General features: G+C 44.0%; 18 protein-coding genes. 11 read left to right on the top strand and 7 right to left on the bottom strand.

The genetic code is table 11. The features are described 5' to 3' along the window. The first annotated feature begins 6 nt into the window (after positions 1-6). Together C1X04_RS15085 and C1X04_RS15080 are read left to right on the top strand one after the other, a co-directional pair. Complete coding sequence (locus C1X04_RS15085) at positions 7-1665, top strand: iron ABC transporter permease (protein ID WP_137170364.1); 1659 nt, start codon at positions 7-9, stop codon at positions 1663-1665. Between the two features lie 14 nt (positions 1666-1679). Continuing rightward, positions 1680-2747 (top strand): ABC transporter ATP-binding protein, encoded by a 1068-nt coding sequence (locus tag C1X04_RS15080; RefSeq protein WP_110576984.1) that lies wholly within the window; start codon positions 1680-1682, stop codon positions 2745-2747. Positions 2748-2758: 11 nt separating this feature from the next. Here C1X04_RS15080 and C1X04_RS15075 read toward each other — a convergent pair whose 3' ends face one another. After that, complete coding sequence (locus tag C1X04_RS15075; RefSeq protein ID WP_110576985.1) at positions 2759-3625, bottom strand: HDOD domain-containing protein; 867 nt, start codon at positions 3623-3625, stop codon at positions 2759-2761. Positions 3626-3735: 110 nt separating this feature from the next. Here C1X04_RS15075 and C1X04_RS15070 point away from each other — a divergent pair, with 110 nt between their 5' ends. Continuing rightward, positions 3736-4932, top strand: coding sequence for a class I SAM-dependent rRNA methyltransferase (locus tag C1X04_RS15070; protein ID WP_110576986.1), 1197 nt, complete (start codon positions 3736-3738; stop codon positions 4930-4932). An 87-nt stretch (positions 4933-5019) separates the two neighbouring features. Here the strand turns inward: C1X04_RS15070 and C1X04_RS15065 are convergent, their stop codons facing one another. Continuing rightward, a complete protein-coding gene (locus C1X04_RS15065; RefSeq protein ID WP_110576987.1) occupies positions 5020-5676 on the bottom strand; it encodes an HAD family phosphatase in 657 nt (218 codons plus the stop codon). A gap of 135 nt (positions 5677-5811) precedes the next feature. Between C1X04_RS15065 and C1X04_RS15060 the strand changes: the two genes are divergently transcribed. The 5 genes from C1X04_RS15060 (at position 5812) to C1X04_RS15040 (ending at position 10600) form a co-directional block, all read left to right on the top strand. Continuing rightward, positions 5812-6312: an RNA pyrophosphohydrolase gene (locus C1X04_RS15060; protein ID WP_110576988.1), complete on the top strand. Its 501-nt coding sequence runs from the start codon at positions 5812-5814 to the stop codon at positions 6310-6312. A gap of 32 nt (positions 6313-6344) precedes the next feature. Then, a complete protein-coding gene (gene ptsP / locus C1X04_RS15055; protein WP_110576989.1) occupies positions 6345-8633 on the top strand; it encodes a phosphoenolpyruvate--protein phosphotransferase in 2289 nt (762 codons plus the stop codon). A 27-nt stretch (positions 8634-8660) separates the two neighbouring features. After that, positions 8661-9470 carry a prolipoprotein diacylglyceryl transferase gene (lgt, locus tag C1X04_RS15050; protein ID WP_137170363.1) on the top strand — a complete coding sequence of 270 codons (810 nt, stop codon included), beginning with the start codon at positions 8661-8663 and terminating at the stop codon, positions 9468-9470. Positions 9471-9570: 100 nt separating this feature from the next. Then, positions 9571-10056, top strand: coding sequence for an ATP-binding protein (locus C1X04_RS15045; protein ID WP_137170362.1), 486 nt, complete (start codon positions 9571-9573; stop codon positions 10054-10056). A 22-nt stretch (positions 10057-10078) separates the two neighbouring features. Next, entirely contained in the window at positions 10079-10600 is a 522-nt protein-coding gene (locus C1X04_RS15040) for a GNAT family N-acetyltransferase (RefSeq protein WP_137170361.1), read from the top strand. A gap of 99 nt (positions 10601-10699) precedes the next feature. Here the strand turns inward: C1X04_RS15040 and C1X04_RS15035 are convergent, their stop codons facing one another. Then, positions 10700-11551, bottom strand: a complete 852-nt coding sequence (locus tag C1X04_RS15035) for a thymidylate synthase (protein ID WP_110576992.1) — start codon at positions 11549-11551, stop codon at positions 10700-10702. Positions 11552-11704: 153 nt separating this feature from the next. Between C1X04_RS15035 and folA the strand changes: the two genes are divergently transcribed. Both folA and C1X04_RS15025 read left to right on the top strand, forming a co-directional pair. Beyond that, positions 11705-12214 (top strand): type 3 dihydrofolate reductase, encoded by a 510-nt coding sequence (gene folA / locus C1X04_RS15030; RefSeq protein WP_100187632.1) that lies wholly within the window; start codon positions 11705-11707, stop codon positions 12212-12214. A 6-nt stretch (positions 12215-12220) separates the two neighbouring features. Beyond that, positions 12221-12646, top strand: a complete 426-nt coding sequence (locus C1X04_RS15025; RefSeq protein ID WP_137170360.1) for a secondary thiamine-phosphate synthase enzyme YjbQ — start codon at positions 12221-12223, stop codon at positions 12644-12646. A 59-nt stretch (positions 12647-12705) separates the two neighbouring features. Here the strand turns inward: C1X04_RS15025 and C1X04_RS15020 are convergent, their stop codons facing one another. From C1X04_RS15020 to ilvD, 3 genes are all read right to left on the bottom strand, one after another. After that, complete coding sequence (locus tag C1X04_RS15020) at positions 12706-13929, bottom strand: PAS domain-containing protein (RefSeq protein WP_137170359.1); 1224 nt, start codon at positions 13927-13929, stop codon at positions 12706-12708. Between the two features lie 22 nt (positions 13930-13951). Beyond that, positions 13952-14794 carry a 23S rRNA (adenine(2030)-N(6))-methyltransferase RlmJ gene (locus C1X04_RS15015; protein WP_137170358.1) on the bottom strand — a complete coding sequence of 281 codons (843 nt, stop codon included), beginning with the start codon at positions 14792-14794 and terminating at the stop codon, positions 13952-13954. Positions 14795-14931: 137 nt separating this feature from the next. Next, the gene (gene ilvD / locus C1X04_RS15010; protein WP_137170357.1) at positions 14932-16776 is read right to left on the bottom strand and encodes a dihydroxy-acid dehydratase; all 1845 of its coding nucleotides are present in this window, start codon (positions 16774-16776) and stop codon (positions 14932-14934) included. Positions 16777-16937: 161 nt separating this feature from the next. Between ilvD and C1X04_RS15005 the strand changes: the two genes are divergently transcribed. Beyond that, the gene (locus C1X04_RS15005; protein WP_137170356.1) at positions 16938-18158 is read left to right on the top strand and encodes an EAL and HDOD domain-containing protein; all 1221 of its coding nucleotides are present in this window, start codon (positions 16938-16940) and stop codon (positions 18156-18158) included. A gap of 553 nt (positions 18159-18711) precedes the next feature. Here C1X04_RS15005 and fdxA read toward each other — a convergent pair. Then, positions 18712-19035, bottom strand: coding sequence for a ferredoxin FdxA (fdxA, locus tag C1X04_RS15000; RefSeq protein ID WP_012071401.1), 324 nt, complete (start codon positions 19033-19035; stop codon positions 18712-18714). Positions 19036-19086: the final 51 nt, after the last annotated feature.

Raw genomic sequence — 19086 nt, 5'->3', positions numbered from 1 at the left:
CATTTAATGGCTGATTTAGCTCCCCTGAGTGTAGTAAGTAAATCCAAGTGGAATTGGTTGAAAATAGCGGCAATGATGATTGCCGCTATTTTGGCTTTGCCCATTTTAGTTGTTTTAGTGAATGTCGTAATCGGTGATGGCGAAGTTTGGCTGCACCTTTATCAGACAGTATTAGCTGAATACATTTCAAATTCATTATTGTTAATGCTGGGGGTTGGAGTAGGCGTGCTGTTGATCGGTGTGCCCTGTGCTTGGCTAACAAGCATGTGTCATTTCCCTGGTCGCAATTTTTTCTCTTGGGCATTGCTGTTGCCCATGGCAATGCCTGCTTATATTATCGCCTACACCTATACTGGCGTGTTGGACTTTGCAGGACCTGTGCAAACCTTTATTCGTGAGCTTACGGGCTGGCGCTACGGTGAATATTGGTTCTTTGAAATACGCTCTTTAGGTGGCGCCATGGTGATGTTGACCTTGGTTCTATATCCCTATGTTTATTTAATGAGCCGAGCGGCTTTTTTAGAACAGTCTGAGAACACCCTAGAGGTCAGTCGAACGCTTGGTTATTCCGGTCGCGCTGTATTCTTTAAACTGGCTCTCCCTCTAGCTCGCCCAGCAATTGTGACGGGTCTGACCCTTGCGTTAATGGAAACCTTGGCGGATTACGGCACAGTACAATATTTCAGTGTGAATACCTTTACAACGGGGATTTTACGGACTTTTTATGGTTTTGGAGATATTGCGGCCGCTTCTCAGCTAGCTGGAGTATTATTGCTGTTCGTTGCTATGTTGATCTTGCTTGAGCGACATTCGCGACGCCGTATACGTTACCATGCTTCGGGTTTAAAAAAGGCCAGTAATCGTCGGATGGTGTTAAAGGGCAGTCGAGGCTTATTTGCGACTCTTTTTTGTTCATTGCCTATTCTGGTTGGCTTTTTAATCCCTGTCTTGGTGTTGGCATATTGGGCTATGTTTAAAGCCGAAATGCCGGGCACAAATTTCATTCAGCTGGCATGGAACTCCTTTTACTTGGCTGCCATGGCTTCTCTTATTGTTGTGAGTTTGGCCTTAGTCTTGAGTTATGCGATTCGTCTTAATAACGGTAAAGCGGTTAAGGCGTCGGTGGGCGTTGCTGGCATGGGTTATGCGCTACCCGGAACGATTATCGCGATTGGTACTATTGTGCCTTTAGCATGGCTGGATCATCGAATTATTGACCTAGTAAAGCATTACAGTGGGGAAAGCGTCGGTCTGCTTTTTTCTGGCACCTTGGTGGCGTTATTGTTTGCTTACTCTGTTCGCTTTATGGCGGTTTCTTTGGGGGCTGTGCAGAATGGCCTTGGTAAGATTAAGCCCAGTATGGACATGGCTGGACGCTCCTTGGGGATGTCTCCCTTTAAAGTGCTAGTGCGGGTTCATGTGCCTTTATTAAAAGGTTCTGTGCTGACAGCCATGCTCATTGTTTTTGTGGATGTGTTAAAGGAATTACCAGCTACCTTGGTGCTTCGACCATTTAATTTTAATACGTTGGCAGTTAGAGCGTTTGAGCTGGCTTCTGATGAACGGCTTGTTGACGCTGCGCCTGCTTCGTTGATGATTGTGTTGGTGGGATTAGTCCCTGTTATTTTACTTAGTCGTTCTATTTCGTCACGCTCAGGGCATTAAAAATAAGGTTTTATATGACTTCATCACCGCTTTATACCTCGTTGAAAGAATTAACACTCAGTGGTGTTTCTGTCGGATATGACAAGGAAGTGGTCGTCAAAGACGTATCGTTTCAGCTATTGGAAGGTCAAATCGGCTGCTTGCTGGGCCCGAGTGGTTGCGGCAAGTCAACCTTGTTACGAGCGATCGCAGGTTTTGAGCCTTTGATGGCTGGGGAAATACGCATTGATGGTGAGGTGATTTCAAATTCATCTTACAGTGTGAATCCTGAGCACCGTTATATTGGTATGGTTTTCCAAGATATTGCGTTGTTTCCCCATCTTACTATTGCCCAGAATATTGCTTTTGGTTTGTCTGCTTGGCAGAAAAACTTAATAGAAGAACGGGTTGCCTACTTATTGGATTTGGTGGGGCTGTCTGGTTTCCAATCGCGATATCCGCATTCTTTGTCTGGTGGTCAGCAGCAGCGTGTCGCTTTGGCGCGAGCGATTGCGCCAAAGCCTAAGCTCTTGCTTATGGATGAACCCTTCTCTGGGCTAGATGCCAAATTGAGGGAAGAGTTGGTGCCAGATATTCGCCGTATTCTCCAGCATGAAAAAATGAGTGCTTTATTGGTGACACACGATCAGATGGAAGCCTTTGCAATGGCGGACCAAGTGTCTGTTATGGACGCAGGGAAAGTACATCAAACAGGTTCACCGTATCAAATATATCACCGTCCTGAAACTCGCTTTGTGGCCAGCTTTATAGGACACGGTGACTTTTTGACGGCGACCGTATGTGGCTCAAATTGTGTTCATTCTGATTTAGGAAATATACGTGGTGAGCTGGATCATGGCTTTGCTGATAATGAACAAGTGGATTTATTAGTTCGTCCCGATGATATTTTGCACGATGATGACAGTGAATTTGTTGGTGTGATTGTGAGTAAGTGGTTTCGTGGCTCGCATTTTTTATACCGAGTGAAATTATCTTCCGGTAAGGTTGTGTATTGCTTCGCTTCTTCTCATCACAATCACTCAGTTGGCCAGGAAATAGGCTTGAGTGTGCACCTAGATCATCTTGTTATGTTTTCGCGCTAGGTGAACAGACCTTAATTTAATCCCAGCCCTTGTTCGTGGCAGGTTTCCATTAGTCCTTCAAAGTCGTATTCGGTCAAATCCAAATGATCGAGTACGTAATGACCCACTTTCTCCCATTCATAATCCTTGTCTACATTGCCTATGTGTTTGTAAGCAGAGGCAATGTGTTCGGCCATTTTTAAAATAGAAGCAAAGGTTAGGTTGATCGAATCTCCAGCCACGCGATGGGTAAATAAAAAATCAATACGATGATGTTTGGCGATAACAGCGCAGCAGCTTTTCGGTAAGCCCCAAGATTTTGCAAGGTAATAGCCAACAACAGAGTGATTGGTTTTAAAGGCTAGGTTTTCAAAGTCCGTTAATCGGAAGTTAGGATCCTGGTAGCCTTTTATTAGTACCTCTTTGTAACCTTTGAAACGCTTTAGCATTAATGGAATGCCGGCGTTATGGAAAAGGCCAAGTGCGTAACATTCATCTTGGTACTTGAAGTTTAGTTGGCTGGCTAGGCTGGAGCTGATTGCAGCAACGTCCGTTGCGGTATCCCAAAAACTGTGTAGAGATTGAATGGTGTCATCAGAGAGTTCGCTTTTTACCGCCAAGCTGTTGACGATATTGGTGACACTGCTTGTGCCTAGAAGAGTCACTGCTTGTTGGACGGATGCAATTTTTCTGGGTAGGTTAAATGCGGCAGAGTTGACCAGTTTTAATACCGCTGCTGAAAGGCTGACATCTTGTGAAATAATATCGGATATACGCGCCATGTCTGGGTCAGGCATGGCTTGCTCCATATGTAAATCCACCATGATTTGTGGCTGTGGTGGTATGCTGATGCCTTGCAATATACGTTTTAGCTGACTTTCATTTAATGTATGTGACATGAAATTTATGCACTTTTTGTAACAAGTATAAGGGGACAATTACGTAATTCATGGCAATTGAAACTAGAGTAACTATAATAACGTTTTTTTAAATATACTGGGTGAAAATTTTGAGTGTTATTCGACTAAAAGGTCAAGCTGATCGCCGTTTACGAGCTGGGCATCAATGGATTTACAGCAATGAAGTAAACACTTCAGAGACGCCATTAAAGCAATTTACTCCTGGTGATCAGGTTGTTGTCGAAACCGCACAAGGTAAACCTCTTGGTATTGCAACGATTAATCCAAATACATTAATTTGTGGGCGTTTAATCAGTCGTAGTACGGATACTTTCCTGAATAAGTCGACACTATCCCACCGCCTTAAGATAGCATTATCTTTGCGAGAAATGACCTATGCAGCGCCGTATTATCGTCTGGTATTCGGTGATTCTGATGGTTTATCTGGTCTAGTGGTTGACCGTTTTGCTGATATCTTAGTGGTGCAAATTTCCACGGCGGGCATGGAGCGAGTAAAAAACGAAATCATCGAAGCTTTACAAGATGTGGTAAAGCCATCGGCTATTTTGATGAAAAACGATGGCAAGATGCGTCAAATCGAGGGTTTAGAAACTTATGTTGAAGAAGCGTTCGGCACGGTGCCAGAATTGGTTTTTCTTCAAGAAAATGATGTGTTGTTTCAAGCGCCTGTGTGGGATGGACAGAAAACGGGTTGGTTCTATGACCACCGCGAAAACCGTAAAACCATGCAGGGATTTTGTGATGGCAAACGTGTTCTAGACGTTTTTTCTTATATTGGTGGTTGGGGCGTTCAGGCGGCCTCTGCAGGTGCAACAGATGTGACCTTTATTGATGCGTCTGAAAGTGCATTAAGTCATGTCGATGAAAACCTAAAATTGAATCAATATGAAGGTGGCTCTACCTTGATGCATGGCGATGCTTTTGAAGCTATGCAATCGTTAATTGAAGACAAAGAGCGTTTCGATGTCGTGGTTATGGACCCGCCAGCGTTTATTGCTCGTCGTAAAGACATCAAAGCAGGCGAGGGAGCCTATCATCGCGCCAATCAACTGGCTATGCGTTTGGTTGCAAAGGGCGGTGTCTTGGTGTCTGGTTCTTGTTCAATGCACCTAGAGACTGCTCGATTACACGATATTATCCGCAGTAATAGTCGTCAATTAGAGCGTTTCTCGCAATTGATTTATCGTGGCACGCAAGCCCCGGATCATCCTGTGCATCCGGCGATTGAAGAGACGGAATACCTTAAAGCGATGTTTTACCGCATTCACAATAATATGGGCTTGTAAGCTTTTTACTGTGATGCGTTGCTAACAAAAAAAGCGCTGTCAGATTGGATCTGACAGCGCTTTTTTTTGATGCTCTGTAAGCTTCTTTTAGTCTCTTAATGAAATGTGTTGCCAGTTGCGCTCCTGGGCAATCTTGGTCAGTGTCTCATCTGCATCAACGGCAATGGGATGAGAGACTAGCTCTAATAGCGGTAAGTCATTACGGGAATCGCTATAAAAATAACTGCCTTCCATGGAGTGTCCCGTTTCAGCAAGCCAATCATTTAAACGTGTGACTTTGCCCTCTTGGAAGCTGGGAACGCCAACAACTTTTCCTGTGTAGTGACCGTCAATCACTTCGGGAACTGGGGCAATAATGTGATCCATTCCCAAAGCATCTCCAATAGGACCCGTAACGAACTGGTTGGTCGCCGTGATCATTAATAAGAAATGACCTTGGTCTTTATGATGTTTTAGCAAAGCGTTGGCTTTTCTCTGCATCATTGGCTGAATTTTTTCTTGCATGAAGGTGTTGTGTAGTTCAGCTAGCTCTTCTTTAGAAAATTTCGTTAGGGGAGCTAAACTAAACGCAAGGTATTCATGAATGTCTAGGGTGCCAGATTGATACTGAATAAAGAACTTGTCGTTAGCTTCTTTGTAGACCTGTGTGTCGACTAAGCCTTTCTCAACGAGAAACTGTCCCCAAGTGTAATCACTGTCACCATTTAATAATGTGCCATCTAAGTCAAATATTGCGAGTGTCACAAGCTGCCCTTAATTCTTCAAAAGTGCCTGAATTATAGCCTCGCAGACAATAAATAACAGTAGTCTTAATTGTGCAGATGGGGGAATTATGGAACAATGAATCTAATTTATTCTTATATTAGAAGGTGATGGCTCGTGATTGATGCAGACGGATACAGACCGAATGTGGGCATCATATTGATGAACGAGCGTGGCCAGCTTCTTTGGGCGAGACGAGTTGGGCAAAATGCTTGGCAGTTTCCTCAAGGAGGTATCAAATCCAACGAGACACCTGAAGAGGCTTTATTTCGAGAGCTTAAAGAAGAAGTAGGGCTAGATCCCCATCAGGTGGAGATAATAGGCAAGACTCGAGGATGGTTACGTTATCGTCTTCCTAAGCGCATGCTAAGACACAATAGTAAACCTTTATGTATCGGGCAAAAACAGAAATGGTTTTTACTTTCTATTCGTTGCGCCGATGCATCTGTGTGCGTGGATGGAACAGAAACACCAGAATTCGATGGCTGGCGCTGGGTAAGCTATTGGTACCCGCTGGGTCAGGTGGTGGCATTCAAAAAAGATGTGTATCGCCGAGCGCTGAAGGAGCTGATTCCAAGTGCGCTTCGCAGCTTAGAAAAAAATAAGTCTATGTCTTAATGATGGAGATTATATAGATTGATGGGAGAGCTATGTTAAGTTTATTAAGGCGAATTACCCAAGAGGTGACTGCTGCACAGTCTTTGTCTGCCGCACTCGACATTATCGTTCGACGTGTTCGTAGAGCGATGCGTGCAGAAGTGTGTTCGATATATTTAGTCGACACCAACACCCAAGAATATGTCTTAATGGCAACGCGTGGTTTGAATGCCGATATGGCCGGCAATATAAGCTTGAAAGCGGATGAGGGCTTGGTCAGTTTGGTTGGTCGAAGAGCAGAGCCTGTTAACCTTGAAGATGCGCATATTCACCCTTCATTCCATTATTTAAAAGGCACAGGTGAAGAACGTTATCGCTCTTTTCTAGGTGTTCCTATTATACATCACCGTCAAGTATTAGGCGTGCTGGTGGTACAGCATGAAGATAAGCGGCGTTTTGACGAAGGTGAAGAAGCCTTTCTGATTACGTTGTCCGCTCAACTTGCGGGTGTTATCGCTCACGCAGAAGCGACAGGCGCGATTACTAATCTTAGTCCCAACGCTATTCCGAGTGGTTCCGACTTCCGTTATAAAGGCATTCCAGGGAGTTCTGGGGTGGCTATTGGCCGCGGTGTGGTGGTTTTCCCGCCTGCGGATTTAGACGTTATCCCTGATCGTATTTCTACTGATCCTGAAGAGGATATTCAGGACTTCTATCAAGCGCTTGATGCGGTTCGACAGGATATTCGCCGTGCCAGTAATCGAATTAGTCAGCATCTTTCCGCTGATGAAAAAGCACTTTTCGATGTGTATTTGAAGATTCTGGACGATAACTCCATTGCCGGTGAAGTGGTTCGTAAAATCCAAGAAGGCAACTGGGCTCAAGGTGCGTTAAGACAAGTTATTCAGGCGCATATCCAGCAGTTTAACCGCATGGATGACCCTTATTTACGCGAGCGAGCATCAGACCTTCGAGATCTTGGGCGTCGCATATTATCGCATCTACAAGAGAAAGCGCCGAATTTATCAGAGCGCTTTAGTGAACCTTCTATCATTATTGGCGAAGAGCTGACTGCGTCCATGTTGGGTGAAATCCCCATTGATAAGATCAAAGGGTTAGTCTCTGTGATGGGGTCTGGTAACTCGCATGTTGCTATTTTAGCTCGTGCGATGGGCATTCCAACGGTTATGGGCGCATTAGATTTGCCTTATGCCCAGTTAGATAAAGTCGATCTGATTGTCGATGGGTATTTGGGCAAAGTTTACACCTATCCATCGGAAGCGCTTATTGAAAACTATCAACAAATTGTTGATGAAGAGCGCCAGCTCGAAGAAGAATATGAAACGTTAAAAGATTTACCTTGTGAAACCTTAGATGGCCGACGTCTATCTTTGTATGTAAATACCGGCTTGTCCGCAGATATTGCTCGCTCCTTGGATCGTGGCGCGGAAGGCATTGGGCTATATCGTACAGAAGTGCCTTTCATGGTACGTGATCGTTTCCCAACAGAAGCAGAGCAGGTGGTTATTTATCGCCAGCAATTAGAAGGTTTTGCTCCAGCGCCTGTCACGGTTCGTACTTTAGATATTGGTGGTGATAAAGCGTTACCTTATTTTCCTATTAATGAAGCCAACCCTTTCTTGGGTTGGCGTGGCATCCGAGTCACCTTGGATCATTTGGAAATTTTTATGGCGCAAATTCGTGCCATGATAAAAGCCAGCGCGGGTCTACATAACCTGAAGATCATGTTGCCAATGATTTCGAATGTGGCTGAGGTTGAAGAGGCGCTTGCGCTTATTCGCCGTGCTTATGCCGAAGTAAAAGAAGAAGGTTACGACGTTAAAATGCCTCAGGTAGGCGTGATGATTGAGATTCCCGCTGCCGTTTATCAGGTTAATGAATTGGCTGAACTGGTCGACTTTTTGTCAGTGGGAAGCAATGATTTAACCCAGTATTTGCTGGCCGTAGATCGTAACAATCCTCGTGTAGCGGATCTATATAACTCATTTCACCCGTCTGTTTTGCGTGCTTTATATAGCATTGTTGATCAAGTGCGAGACGAGGGCGTGGGGCTGAGTGTGTGTGGTGAAATGGCGGGTGATCCTATGGGAGCCATTTTATTAATGGCCATGGGATACGATGTATTGTCCATGAGCTCGACCAGCCTTCCAAAAGTGAAAGCGGTGATTCGCAATATTTCTATGGGGCAGGCTCAAGCAATGCTTGATGAGGTGATGAAACTATCTCATGCTGAGGCAGTCACACAAACCATGACTCGACTTATGCGCGAAGCCAATATTGAGCGTTTGATTCGACCTTCCAAAACTAACAATGTAGATTAATTCCTACCAGAGGTTCGCTTCACTATTATGATTTCATACCCAGATATTGATCCTATCGCTGTATCCATAGGGCCAATTTCCGTACATTGGTACGGCATAATGTATCTAGTCGGTTTTGCCGGAGCCTACTTATGCGGCATGTATCGTGCTAAACGTTCTAATGGACTTTGGACGCCAGAAATGGTCAGCGACGCTATTTTTTATGGCGCGCTTGGTGTTATTTTAGGTGGCCGAGTTGGTTATATTCTGTTTTACCAATTCCCCGCGTTTGTTGATAACCCGCTGATTTTAATTCGTATTTGGGAAGGCGGTATGTCTTTCCATGGCGGATTATTAGGGGTTATCGCCGCTATGTACCTTTTCGCGCGCCGTTACAATAAACACCTTGTTGATGTGACGGATTTTCTTGCCCCCTTCGTTCCTATAGGCTTAGGTGCTGGACGATTAGGTAACTTTATTGGCGGCGAGCTATGGGGCAAACCAACAGATGTTTCCTGGGCGATGATTTTCCCAAATGACCCGTTGCAGCTTGCTCGCCATCCTTCGCAGCTCTATCAATTTGCGTTAGAAGGTGTCGTGTTGTTTTGTATATTGTGGTTCTTCTCTCAAAGGCCAAAACCACGTTACTGTGTCTCCGGTATGTTCTTGCTCTGCTATGGCATTTTTCGAATTCTTGTCGAATTTGTCCGTGAGCCAGACATCCAAATTGGTTACCTAGCTTTTGGTTGGCTGACACAAGGGCAGCTCCTGTCTTTACCTATGGTGATTATCGGTGCTGGTTTAATTATTGCTGGCTTTAAACTGAAAATCTTCCCGCAAGCCAGTGCTGCAAAGTAGCTAAAAAGGTTTAGCGTCAGATTAAAACCAGCCATAGGGCTGGTTTTTTTGTACCGGTAATTTTAACCTTGTCAGTAGATATCATGCACAGGGATAACTTATGAATCGTACCGGAATGCTTACTTTTTTCTGTGGAAAAATGGGAGCAGGTAAATCGACCAAATCCAAAGTTTTATCTGTTGAAAAAAACGCAGTACTGGTGTCGGAGGATGATTGGCTTGCCGCACATTATCCCAATCAAATTCACTCTTTCGAAGATTACTTAACTTTCTCTGGGTTGATAAAACCGTTTGTGAAAGCGCATGTGCAGAATATTTTGCAGACGGGAACCAATGTGGTGATGGATTTCCCCGCAAATACTGTTAACCAGCGGGCATGGTTTAAACAATTGTGTTCTGAAATTCAAAGCCAGCATGAGCTTATTTTTCTCGATTTAAGTGACGAGCAATGCCTTATTCAAATTGCGAAGCGTCGCGCTGAGCAGCCTGAACGAGCTCAGTTTGATAACGAAACAGTCTTTTATCATGTAACTCAATATTTTCAGGCTCCATCCGAAGATGAAGGCCTCAACGTCATCAGCAATTAGCTAGTATAAGGACTCATAGAGAATGGAACTGCGTCTATTATCTCGGTCTGACTTTAGACCTTTACTGCTGTTTGAAACAGAAAACAGAGCGTGGTTTGAATCGCATATTAATCCGCGGGACGTTAGTTTTTACACTGACGATGGCGTAAAAAAGCATATTGAAGAGTTTCTTTCGCAACATCAAAGAAAAACCATGCTGCCGATGCTTATTATTGACGACAGTGGAGAGATTGCTGGACGTATCAATTTAACGGATATTAATTTGGTGTTGAGCGAGGCTTATTTAGGCTATCGATTGGGCGAGAAATTTACAGGGCGTGGCATCGCCAAGGGTGCCGTTAAAGAAATAATTCAACTCGCTTACGAGCTTAATCTACACACCTTAATCGCCCTTGTCTCTGTGAACAACATTGCCTCGCAGAAAGTACTGGCACACAGCGGATTTGTTGAAACCAAGATCCATGAAAACTTCGCGGAAGTGAAGGGTAAAAACATTGATTGTATTGAATACCATAAAAGTACTTTAGAAAAAAATGAGCAGTAGATTAGTGTGAAGAGATATCCACAAAGGTGACTTCAATAAAAACGGCGAACCAATATTGGTTCGCCGTTTTGCTTTTAGGTCTCTTGAATCGAGAGTCGCTTACACAGAGAAAGGGTAGGCGATAGGCTCGTGGAATTGATAACCTTCGACTTCGAAGTCGTCCATGGTCACCCAAGTTTCTATATCTTTTAGAGACTTAATTTCTGGGTTGATTTTTAATGTTGGCAGAGGATAAGGCTCACGTTTTAGTTGTACGTCACGCATTAGTTCGAGCTGATCTTCATAGATGTGAGCGTTTACTATCTTGTGAAAGGCTTTGCCCGGTTTTTTGCCTGTAATTTGCGCAACGATGGCAAGCAATACGTACACCTGAACCATGTTGAAGTTAAGTCCAAGTGGCACATCACAGCTGCGTTGGGTGCTGTTCAAGTAAAGTGTATCGCCAAGCAGTGAAAAATGATGGCTGTACATGCAAGGGCGAAGGCACGCCATGTGAAACGCACCAGGGTGATAAAATGTGAGGATTTCCCCACGGTTATCCACACCACGGCTTAGGTCATCAATAATTTGTTTCAATAAGTCGATATGACCGCCGTCTGGCTTAGGGAAGTTACGGCCAATGGCACCGTAACAAAGTCCCATATCGTCTTCGCCTTTACGGTAAGGGTTGTTTAACCACACTGCGTTTTCGTTGGCGTTGGCATCCCATGTTTTTGTTCCCAATGCTCGAAAATCGGCGGCGCTATCGTAACCTCTTAAATAACCGATAATTTCCGCAATGGCCGATTTCCAGTAGCTTTTGCGGGTGGTGACGAGAGGGAATTCACCTTTGCTTACATCATAAGTAAGGTCGGCATTAATAACGGTCAGGCAGCGTTTGCCTGTTCGCTCGTTACTAACCCATTCACCTTCATTGATAATGCGATGGCAGAGGTCTAGATATTGTTTCATATAAATGCCTTGTCTGTTTTGCCTGATGACCTTCCCTTAAGAAATGCAATCTGGTTCGTCATGGGTATAATAAATGCTATTGATTATATCAGAAGCCTTTGCTCTTGGATTGCCGGAGTAAAGAAGAGCTAAGATTTTTACGCAGGTTGTTTTATGTTGTCACTTATTGTTGCTATGTCTACGAACCGCACCATCGGTATTAATAACTCGCTGCCTTGGCATTTGCCGAACGACCTGAAATATTTCAAGCAGGCTACCATGGGCAAACCTATTGTTATGGGTCGTAAAACCTTTGAATCAATTGGTAAGCCATTGCCTGGCCGTCGTAATATTGTGATCAGCCGAGATCCTGCTTATCAAGCAGAAGGCATTGATGTGGTGACGACATTGGAAGATGCCATTTCACTTGGCGAAGATATTTGCTTGGTGAATGGACAAGAAGAAGTCATGGTGATTGGCGGTGCACAAATTTATCAACTGGCGCTTGAACGCGCGGACCGTTTGTACATTACTCATGTTGATGCCGAAGTAAAAGGCGATGCTTTTTTCCCAGAAGTTGATTGGCCATCTTTTACTCTAATAGGAGAAGAAGCGTTCGCAGCGGAAGGGCCGAACCCTTATGACTATCGTTTTTCTGTATATCAAAGAACCAGCGCAGAGTAATTCGTTATGTGGCAGCAAGTTGAAATTCAATTGTCAGTGATGCGTCGAGGCTTTCATTTGATTACCGATCAGGTAGAAGCGGCTTTGTCTAAACTCTCACCAGTGTCGGTTGGTTTGTTGCATGTTCAGTTGCTGCACACTTCAGCGTCTTTGACGATCAATGAAAACGCCGACCCTTCGGTGCGCCGTGATATGGAGAAACACTTTTCTTATATGGTGCCAGAAGATCAGCCTTATTATGAGCATATCTATGAGGGAAGCGACGACATGCCTGCGCATATAAAAGCCAGTATGTTGGGGTCATCCTTAACGATTCCTATTAAAGATAAAAGGCTATATTTGGGGATTTGGCAGGGGATTTACTTAGGCGAGCATCGAGATCATGGTGGTTCAAGAAAACTTGTTTTAACCTTGCAAGGTGAGCCTTGTTAAAGAAGCTGAAAATGAAAACGCCGTATTTCCAATACGGCGTTTTTTTTATGCTTCTAACTTTAGTTGACCACTATCTGTTTGCTGGTCGCTTGGCCGTTCTCGACAGCTTGGTTTGCGCTAAGGGCCAGCTCTTCAATGGTTTCGCCATCCTCTGGGAAAGCGGCAATACCAACACAGAAGTCCATTGGATCTGAATTGCCTTCGAATAAAGCGGATTTTTCTTCTTCAGTTGGGTCAATCATGTTGTTAAGCAGACGTTTTGCATCACGAACACTGGTATTGGGCAATAATAGTAGCAATTTGTCGGGCTCTACTCTTGCCAACACATCGGCTTCGCGGATCTTTTTGTAGATATAGCGGGCCGAAGTTTGGATGGCAATATTACGTGCTTCCATCGGCAATTTGCTGAGGCGCTCGTTAGCATCAAGGTTGATTTTCGCCATGGTTAATGGCGTATATTGACGTTTTGCTAAGCCTAGCTGTTTTTTGAAATGCGTCAGTGCGGCGCCACGTGTTAATAACCCTGTTAATTCGTCAAAGGTTGCTTGATTACGTAGATGTTCTTCTAGCGCTTTCTGGTGGCTAATGTCGACCATAAAACCAATGATCTTTTTGATACTACCATCTGGGCCTTTGGTATAGCTTCTGCCGCGTTCTTTTACCCAAAGGTAACGCTGATCACTCGTCAGAATACGATATTCTACCTCGTAATAATCTTGGTTTAGTGCCACATGCTCATTGACGACGGTCGCTAATCGTTTTACATCATCAGGGTGAACAAGGGCGTGCCATTCTGTTGTTGAGCGTGGTGTTTGCTCTAGAGGGTAGCCTAACAAGGTGGCAATGGATTTAGAGCAAGATACGAGATCCGATTCTGTTTCCCAGATCCACAACCCAGCTGAAGACTCCGTCAACGCGTATTTTAGTAAGGTATTTTCTGCAGCAGAAAGGTCCATATGATCGGTATTGTAGATACAGACTAAGACTGATTCTCCAAGGTGCTGCATTTCAAGCTGCATATTGATGAGCTTATCACCAACGCGAATTAGGCTTTCACAGCGCTCGATGCTTCCACTTTTAATTTTGTTATTCAGGTTTTCCCAGTCTTCAGAAGACGCGGCATCTTCACACAGCTCCTGCCAATTACCGGCTGGTGTCGTGTTAAAATTTTCAAACAAAATTTCAAAATTGCGATTGTAAGACAGTAATTTGCCTGTGCTGCTTTCTATTATAAAAGCAGGCGTTGGCATGTATTTAAACGCGAGTTCGAAGGGGGTGTTCATGACGCGCTCCTATAAAATTGGGTTATTCTGGGGTGATCCAAGTAACTTGGAAGTCAGCCTCATTATCTTCTGCAAGCAGCTTACTCAAAATGGGTAAAAATTCCTTGGCCTCTTTTTCTAAAGTCCAAGGTGGATTGACAATGATCATGCCGCTGCCGGCCATGCCTCGTTCTTGTTCTGTGTTGCGAATACACAGTTCAAGTAAAAGCACATTGCGGATATGAGTGGCTTTGACTGATTTTAGTAATTCGTTCGCCTGTTGGCGGTTTAGCACCGGGTACCAGATTGCATAAGTACCTTGAGGAAAGCGTTTGTATCCTTCTTCTAATGCTTGAACCACATATTGATAGTCTTTTTTTACTTCATAAGGTGGATCCATTAAAACGAAGCCACGTTTTTGTGGTGGCGGCAGCATCGCTTTTACTGCGGCAAATCCGTTGTCTTTCACTACATTGGCTTTACGTTTATTTGGAAAAAGCGCCGCTAAAAGTGGGTAATCGTTTGGGTGTAGCTCACATAAGTGTAGTTTGTCTTTTTGGCGAACGTAATAATCGACAATTTTGGGGCTGCCAGGGTAGTACTCCAGCGTGTCCGTTGGGTTCATGTCTCGGACGATATCCAACAGGCCTTCTAGAGGTTCGGGAAGATTCTCTTCTTTTAATAGTCGTGCAATACCTGAATGAAATTCTTTGTTTTTTTGTGCCTGTTCAGAGTTTAGCGAATATTGACCAATGCCAGCATGCGTATCTAAATAGAAAAAGGGCGCCTCTTTTTTTATAAGATGGCGACATATTTGACTAACCGTCAAATGTTTTAAAATATCAGCGTGGTTGCCTGCATGATAAATATGGCGATAGCTGAGCATGGTCTTTCCTGTAGTGAATTATTAAATAGAGACTCTTGCCTAGTCTTGGCTTCGTGCAAAGGTCTCAAGTTGTTTATAAAAAAGGCCGCAGCACCTATGTTAGGCAGAGCGGCCTTTTGCGTATTACTCTTTAGATATTAGTCGATTTGACTAATATCACGTACTGCCCCTTTGTCTGCACTGGTTGCAAAGTGAGCGTACACTTTTAGCGCTGGAGAAACTTTACGTGGACGTTCTTCAACAGGCTTCCAAGCGTTTGCGCCTTTTGCTTCCATGGCGGCACGACGGTGAGCTAACTCTTCGTCAGACAGTAAGACGTTGATGGAACGGTTTGGAATGTCGATCAAAATACGGTCGCCATTTTCAACCAAGCCGATTGCACCGCCGGCAGCCGCTTCTGGAGAAACGTGGCCGATAGACAAACCGGATGTACCACCAGAGAAACGTCCGTCCGTTAATAGTGCACAGGCTTTACCTAACCCTTTAGACTTAATATAAGATGTTGGGTAAAGCATTTCCTGCATACCTGGGCCGCCTTTAGGGCCCTCGTAGCGAACAATGACAATATCACCCGCTTCTACTTTATCCTCAAGAATGTTTTTCACAGCTTCGTCTTGCGACTCAGTTACGTGAGCACGACCTTCAAACACAAGAATTGATTCGTCTACACCGGCACTTTTTACAACACAACCATCAAGAGCGATGTTGCCATAAAGAACCGCTAAGCCACCTTCGAGGGAAAAAGCGTTTTCGATTGAACGAATACAGCCTTCTGCACGATCACCATCTAGAGAAGGCCAGCGAGTAGATTGGCTAAATGCGGTTTGCGTTGGAATACCTGCAGGGCCTGCTTTGAAGAATTCGATAACCTCAGGAGTTGGTGAACGCATGATGTCCCAAGTATCTAGCGCTTCAAGCATAGTTTTGGAATGCACGGTATGACATTGATTATGTAAAATACCAGCGCGATCTAGTTCACCTAGCAAAGCAAAGATGCCACCGGCACGGTGTACATCTTCTACGTGGTATTTAGGTGAGTTTGGTGCAACTTTACAAAGTTGAGGTACTCTACGAGACAAGCGATCGATGTCTTCCATCGTAAATTCCACACCAGCTTCACGGGCAATCGCCAATAAATGCAGGATAGTGTTGGTTGATCCGCCCATTGCGATGTCTAGTGTCATAGCATTTTCAAACGCTTCGAAGCTTGCAATAGAGCGTGGTGCCCAGTTTGCTTCATCGTTTTCGTAGAAACGTTTAGTGATGTCTACAATACGACGACCGGCATCTAGAAATAAGCGGCGACGGTCAGAGTGAGTGGCTAATGTTGTGCCATTGCCTGGCAAGCTTAAACCAAGCGCTTCGGTTAGACAGTTCATTGAGTTTGCAGTGAACATGCCAGAGCAAGAGCCACATGTAGGGCAAGCGGAGCGTTCGTATTCCGCTACTTTTTCATCGGTTGCCGTTGGGTCTGCAGCGATAACCATGGCATCCACTAAATCCAGTTTGTTTTCGGACAGCTTAGTTTTGCCCGCTTCCATTGGACCACCAGACACAAAAATCACTGGAATGTTGATGCGCATAGCCGCCATTAGCATTCCAGGTGTGATTTTGTCACAGTTTGAAATACAGACCATAGCGTCGGCACAATGGGCATTTACCATGTATTCAACAGAGTCTGCGATTAGGTCGCGAGATGGAAGACTGTAAAGCATGCCATCATGGCCCATGGCGATACCGTCGTCGACAGCGATGGTGTTGAATTCCTTCGCTACACCGCCAGCGGCTTCAATTTCACGAGCAACCAGTTGCCCCATGTCTTTAAGGTGGACATGCCCTGGTACAAATTGAGTGAAAGAGTTAACCACCGCAATGATTGGCTTTTGAAAATCATCGTCTGTCATTCCGGTTGCACGCCATAGCGCACGAGCTCCGGCCATATTACGGCCCGATGTAGTTGTTTTGGAGCGATATACTGGCATTGTTTTCCCCACAGGTTTTTTGCTTTATTTTGTTTTATATAGTTGTCTACATTTAATGGCTCCATGTTATCAAGAATATTGTCTATGCCCAATGGCAATTTTTAGGCAATATTGAGACACTGTACAAATCGTTCTGATACTTTTATTGAAATGGAAACAATATGGTTGAAAATTCACTATCAGCTTATTCAAATATCGCACTGGCAAGACAGCCAATTGTAGATAGCCGTCTTGCAGTAATGGGCTACGAGCTTTTTTATCGTAAGAATATGATGGCAGTGCAAGCTGATATTATGGATGAGGTTGGTGCGACTGCGCAGGTGATTTCAGCCGGCTTATTTGAGTTTGGTATGGAAAATTTGGTTGGCTCAAGTAAGGCTTTTATTAATTTTTCAAGAGCGTATCTACTAAGCCCTAGCGGCATGCCAATCGACAAAGAAAATATTGTTATTGAAGTATCGGAAGACTCTGGTTTTGATGCGATATTGCTCGCCTCTTTACGCCGCTGGACGAATTCTGGCTGTATCATTGCGCTGGATGATTTTGTTTTTGATAGTAAATTAACGCCTTTTGTCGAATTGGCGGACTATATCAAGCTAGATATTTTAGCGCTTGGCCATGATGGCTTTCATCAACAGGTTGAATTGTTGAAAGGGTTCAAAGCTCAAATTATTGCTGAAAAAGTCGAAACTTGGGAAGACTACCAGTTTTGTCGTTTGCTGGGAGTGGAGTTCTTCCAAGGTTATTTTTTTGAAAAGCCTGAATTGGTATCGAGCAAAGCATCAAAAGTAAACAGTATGACGTTACTTCAATTAATGTCTTCGCTGTTGAACCCATCAACGCTTAGCATTGATGACCTAGACAGAATTGTTAGCCAAGATGCTGGCTTGGTTCATAAATTATTACGTTATCTAAATTCCCCTTCTACGGGTCTTATTGCTTCAGTTGACTCTGTGCGATTGGCCATCATGTTGATTGGCGCTGAAAAACTGAAATCATTGACAAACCTGTTGTTGATGTCAGAAATGGTTGGTGAACGTCATGTGTTGTTAGAGCAAATCATGATTCGAGCGAAACATGCGGAGCTATTTGCTCAAAGCCGTGGCTACAACAATCAGGACAAGTATTTTCTTGCTGGAATGTTGTCGATGATCGATGTTTGTACTGGTATGAAGCTGGATGAAGTGCTTGGTGAACTGCCTTTACCTAGTGAGTTTATTAACGCTATTGTTCATCGCTCTGGAAGAGTAGGAAATGCGTTGGATCTTGTAGAAAGCTACAGTAATGGGCATACCATCAAGGATGTTCAGGATTTTGAGGATCTAAAAACCACCTACTTGGAAGCCGTAAAATGGGCTGATGAGTTTCTTGTTGCTATCTGACCTTGCTGTATTTTGTGTCAGAAAAAGGTTGGCTTGTAGTCTTTTTCTGACATGTCTGTAAGCCTTTCCCGTTTGTTGTGTGGCTAAAGGCGAAATTTCTTTGTAGTTTTTTGTTATCTACTTGATTTAAAAAAGAAAAATTCCATTTTTGCTTATCGTGCCGAAATTTGATTAATGCTCAAAAGCTGGTAAATTGTTCATTAACCAAACGGAGTTCATGGATGAGAAGCGCTGTAAGCGTTTAATCGGTCACCAAAGATGGTGTGAGGATTGAACTAGGATGTTCAGAACGATGGATTGTTCATATGGATGTTATGGTTTGATGGATTACACCATGCAATAAGGACAGTTTGGACGCTTCAGGATGGAGCAAACAGTGATGTTTTACTCAATGGAAGAGTCGCTTAACGGATGTAAGCAGAAAGTAGGGGTGCCTTTGGTGCCCTTTTTTTTGGCTTAAAATATGTCACGATTTCATTGTTGATAACGTTGAGCATAAAAAAAGCGACTATCGAGTCGCTTTTTTTATTTTGAGCTTTTAAGCAGTGCTAAATTAGCGTTCTAGATGCTCTAATTTATCTTCAACGCCGTCCCATTGTGCCGCGTCAGGAAGCGCGTCTTTTTTCTCTGCAATGTTTGGCCAGATCAAAGACAGGTCACGGTTTAATTCAACGAATACTTCTTGGTCTTCAGGCAATTCGTCTTCAGAGAAGATGGCATTGGCTGGACATTCAGGCTCACACAATGCGCAGTCGATACACTCGTCAGGATTGATTGCTAAAAAGTTAGGGCCTTCGTAGAAGCAGTCCACAGGACAAACTTCAACACAGTCAGTGTATTTGCAGCGAATGCAGTTATCGGTAACGATGAAAGCCATTCGACTTCTCCTTACAAGCTATAAAAATGATTGCGCACTATTTTAGAGGTA

Origin of the sequence: Marinomonas sp. FW-1, from assembly GCF_005222245.1 — a bacterium.
GTDB lineage: Bacteria > Pseudomonadota > Gammaproteobacteria > Pseudomonadales > Marinomonadaceae > Marinomonas > Marinomonas alcarazii.
This window is presented reverse-complemented; position numbering and strand designations above follow the sequence as displayed.